At 62.2% G+C, this 3,741-nt stretch carries 5 protein-coding genes; 3 read left to right on the top strand and 2 right to left on the bottom strand.

What is annotated here, in order from left to right; genetic code table 11:
- On the top strand, positions 1 to 371 hold a 371-nt coding region (locus ACRAUW_RS17355), incomplete at its 5' end, for an SDR family NAD(P)-dependent oxidoreductase (protein ID WP_431363270.1).
- Here ACRAUW_RS17355 and ACRAUW_RS17350 read toward each other — a convergent pair.
- Together ACRAUW_RS17350 and ACRAUW_RS17345 are read right to left on the bottom strand one after the other, a co-directional pair.
- Entirely contained in the window at positions 358 to 2,424 is a 2,067-nt protein-coding gene (locus ACRAUW_RS17350; RefSeq protein WP_431363269.1) for a tRNA(Met) cytidine acetyltransferase TmcA, read from the bottom strand. The genes ACRAUW_RS17355 and ACRAUW_RS17350 overlap by 14 nt on opposite strands.
- On the bottom strand, positions 2,421 to 2,732 hold the full coding sequence (locus ACRAUW_RS17345) for an HlyU family transcriptional regulator (RefSeq protein ID WP_005354958.1): 312 nt from the start codon (positions 2,730 to 2,732) through the stop codon (positions 2,421 to 2,423). Before ACRAUW_RS17345 ends, ACRAUW_RS17350 begins: the two co-directional genes overlap by 4 nt.
- Before the next feature lie 136 nt (positions 2,733 to 2,868).
- On the opposite strand from ACRAUW_RS17345, the gene ACRAUW_RS17340 reads away from it, so the two are divergent.
- Both ACRAUW_RS17340 and bfr read left to right on the top strand, forming a co-directional pair.
- Positions 2,869 to 3,075 (top strand): bacterioferritin-associated ferredoxin, encoded by a 207-nt coding sequence (locus tag ACRAUW_RS17340; protein ID WP_043826011.1) that lies wholly within the window; start codon positions 2,869 to 2,871, stop codon positions 3,073 to 3,075.
- Positions 3,076 to 3,219: 144 nt separating this feature from the next.
- Entirely contained in the window at positions 3,220 to 3,696 is a 477-nt protein-coding gene (gene bfr / locus ACRAUW_RS17335) for a bacterioferritin (RefSeq protein ID WP_005354959.1), read from the top strand.
- Positions 3,697 to 3,741 lie beyond the last annotated feature (45 nt).

Genomic DNA, 3,741 nt, shown 5'->3' with positions numbered 1-3,741 from the left:
TCAGCCAGTTGTTACCGCTGTTTGGCCGCGAGCCTTGCACTCTGGCCGTTCTCAGCGCTCGGGTCGGCAGCATTGGCGACAACCGAGCGGGCGGCTGGTATGGCTATCGCGCATCCAAGGCCGCCCTCAACATGCTGCTCAAGTGTGCCGCCATCGAGCTGGCCCGGCGGGCCCCCGGCGTCAAATTGCTGGCCTTCCATCCCGGCACCGTAGATACCCAACTATCCCGCCCATTTCACGCCAATGTACCGCCAGGAAATGTGCAGAGTCCCGAGCTGGTAGCCGACCATCTGATTAACCTGATGAACCGGCTGCAACCGGATGGTGAACTGAGCTTTCTCGACTGGCAGGGCAAACCTATCGAGTGGTAGAGGAACTCAAGAGACGCGCCAGCAGCGCCCGCAAGCTCTTGATCACGGCGGGCTTGCCCGCCAGTTGCAACCTCGCAGCCAGCGCCCCCCAGTCGGCATATTGCCAGATGGGGGCAATCAGCAGAGCACGTTCGTCAGGAGTCAGTGAACCCAGCACAGCCAGATTGCGCGCCAGCCACAACTGCAGGCTGGATTGGCTCAGTTCGAGCGGCTTGTGATGATGGGCAAAGCACTCAATCTCATCGCGCTCGAACTCACCAAACTCCGGCGCGGTAACGGTACTGCCTTGCAGGCATTGCCATACCAACTCGGGATCCAACGCGCTCAACTCGCCTGCCAGCAGGGTCGGCAGCTGGCGTACAAAACGCTGCTGCCATTGATTCAACTCGATCTCATGCTCGGGTTTCAGCGCTTTGAGCAGCAGGGCTGCGTGGCAGCCGCTGGCGGCATCCCGCTGCAGGCCGATGCGCAGCACCGTCAACCCAGCCTTGCGCCAGAAAGGAAGCAGGTCGGCGCTGGCCGAAAAGGCCGAGCCGAGGTAGTCGATGCCAATCTGACGATAGTGCTCCTCAAGCTTGCCAAGCAGCAGCGAACCCAGTCCGTGCCGGTGCAGCTCGGGGTGGATGGCGATACGCATCACCCGGGCGTAGCTGCGCCCCCCCGCCGTTTTGAAACCGGCGTGGGCCAGCAGCGACTGGGGCAGCAGATGGCCGCGCGGACGGCGACGCCCGGCCCAGATCGCCTCGGCCAGCTCGGGGTCTATCCCCCCTTCCCGCGCCACCAAGGCTACTCCCAGCAGGCTCGTATCCTGCTCCAGCAGATGGATGTCGAGATCCGGGCTCTCCAGCAGGGATCTGAGATCGCTCGGCGTGGTCTGGTAGTGAGCCAGCACCAGCAGGCCGAACAGCTGGTTGAGCAACGCCTCGTCGCTCGCCAGCGCCTCCTGACTGACCAGACGCCAGCTCGGGCTGGCCGGCGGCAAGGGCGTTGCCACTTCGGCATTGAGGCCGAGCAGGCGGAAGATCAGCGGCTCCAGCGGATCGCGCTCACTCCAGCGAATGGGCTCAGCGAGGTGGATCTCCTGCCACTCCGGGGTCTGGCTATCGAGCACCCGCTTGAAGCGCAGGTGAAAACCGCGCCCCGTCCCTTCGTAACCGTGCTCGGTGGTGGCAAACACAATGCGGCTGTGGCGGGCCAGCATGGCTTCAAGCAGCGGGGTCGGAATGGCGGCCGCTTCATCCACCAGCAGCAGATCGGGATTCATCGACTCGTGCACCAGCCGATCCGGCGAGCAGTAGCTCAGTCCGGTCAGCTGTTCAGGCGTAGTATCTAGCCCGCGAGCGGCGTGGGCAAACAGGGTCGCTACCGTTGCCTGCGAGGGGGCCGTCACCACTATGTTCAGCCCGGGCTGCTGGCGCAGCAGCTCGGCGGCAGCCAGCCCCAGCAGCGCACTCTTGCCACGACCGCGGTCAGCGCTCAGCACCAGCGGCCGACGGCGATGACCGTGCAACACCTTGTGGATGGCGGGCAGTGCCCGTGTCTGATCGCAGCTCAGCCTGCGCTCCAGCCCAATCGGTTGCCACGGCTGCGAGCAAAGCGGCGGCACCAGAGAGAGGGCAGGATCACCTACCAGCAACCGCACCAGCCGGGCGATAAAACCGTGACCGGCCCGGCTCGCCTCTTCCGGCTGGGCCACCAGCCGGATCCGGTCAGGATCCGGCCATGCAGGCCACTGTGCTCTGGGCGGCGTCAGCAGCAACAGCAAGCCACCGGCGCACAGAGTACCCGCCAGCGCCCCGAAGGCATCGGGATGAAAGCCGCTGAAGGCGTTGAACACCAGCGTGTCACACTCCTGACCGAGCCGCTGCAGCGCCTTGGCAGCGGGTTGCGGGGCATAACACTCGGGCCCGGCACCCAGCCAAAAAATGGTCTCACCGAGCAGGGATTGAGCGCGGGCAATGCACTCGGCCTCCTCCCCCTCCAGCCAGATCAGGCGCCGCTCACCGGCGCGGGCCAGCGCCTCGCGCAGCAGGGTGACCTCTTGCAGTGTCATGAAGCTTGGCTGTCAGCCGGTTTGCGGGGCTCGAACATGCGATCTCCCATCTGATCGATAAAGGTGTGGGCCTTCTGCACCATGAAACGCTCGGCATCGGCCGGATTGGCAAACAGATCGGAGCGGATGAAACGATGGGTTTGCAACACGCCATCCAGCTCCTTGGTGATGCGCCCCGCTAACCGATACTGGCCCCCTTCCGCCATGGGCTCCGGATAGATGAGATAGCCGGCATATTCGGTGGGAGTGACTTCCGGCGCCTTGGTCGGCTCGCCCCCGAACAGGGCGCTGAACAGTTTCTTGAGCATGGTGATCTCCTCTGGTTGCCAGCATTGTCCCCAAGGGGTTGCACAGTGGCAAGCAGGGGATCTTATTACCAATGGTTATTTGCACTACGAACTATTCTCATTTAGATTTCATCTCATTCCACAAGAGGTGATCATCATGTACGTCTGTTTGTGCCGCGGCATCACAGATACCCAGATCCGCAAAGCGGTGCAGTCAGGTAAAAGCGAATTCCGCCAGCTCAAGCAGTCGCTCGAGGTGGGCGCCCAATGTGGCAAATGCGTGCGCATGACCATGGAGATTATCGCCACCGAACTCGACAAGATGGAGCAGGAGCAACCCGTGCTCTACTACGAAGTGGCCTGATCCGGACACCTCTTTTCTGATGCGACCCGCCAACAGGGTCACCCCTTTTCTCAGGCGAGCTGGCCCGCCAGACCTCTTGTTGTCACTTTTCTGGACTAAGCTCTAACGATCGGAGCCTCAGGCACGAACCAAGGAGCACTGTCGATGAAAGGAGATCCCAAGATCATTGCCCACCTCAACAAGGTGCTGGCCAATGAGCTGATTGCCATCAACCAATACTTCCTGCACGCCCGCATCTACGATGACTGGGGCCTCAAGGCGCTCGGGCACAAGGAGTATCACGAGTCCATCGATGAGATGAAACACGCCGACGAGCTGGTCAAGCGCGTGTTGTTTCTCGAAGGGCTGCCCAATTTACAGGATCTGGGCAAGCTGCGTATCGGTGAGACCGTCGAAGAGATGTTACGCTGCGACCTCTCGCTGGAGATGGATGCCATCCCCGACCTCAAGGTAGCCATCGCCTATGCCGAGTCGGTGCAGGACTACATCAGCCGCGACCTGTTCCAGGAGATCCTGGAAGATGAGGAGGAGCACGTGGACTGGCTGGAGACCCAGCTAGACCTTATCGATCGCATCGGGCTGGAGAACTACCAGCAGTCGCAACTGCACCACGGCTCCTGAGCCAGCAAGCCAGCAAGCAAAGAGACCCGCCAGCGCGGGTCTCTT

This window comes from Aeromonas sp. (assembly GCF_050633025.1).
Lineage (GTDB): Bacteria > Pseudomonadota > Gammaproteobacteria > Enterobacterales > Aeromonadaceae > Aeromonas.
This window is presented reverse-complemented; position numbering and strand designations above follow the sequence as displayed.

Coding starts and splice junctions, on each gene's coding strand:
- ACRAUW_RS17350 (WP_431363269.1), bottom strand. CDS start 2,424: ATGACACTGCAAGAGGTCACCCTGCTGCGCGAGGCGCTGGCCCGCGCC.
- bfr (WP_005354959.1), top strand. CDS start 3,220: ATGAAAGGAGATCCCAAGATCATTGCCCACCTCAACAAGGTGCTGGCC.
- ACRAUW_RS17345 (WP_005354958.1), bottom strand. CDS start 2,732: ATGCTCAAGAAACTGTTCAGCGCCCTGTTCGGGGGCGAGCCGACCAAG.
- ACRAUW_RS17340 (WP_043826011.1), top strand. CDS start 2,869: ATGTACGTCTGTTTGTGCCGCGGCATCACAGATACCCAGATCCGCAAA.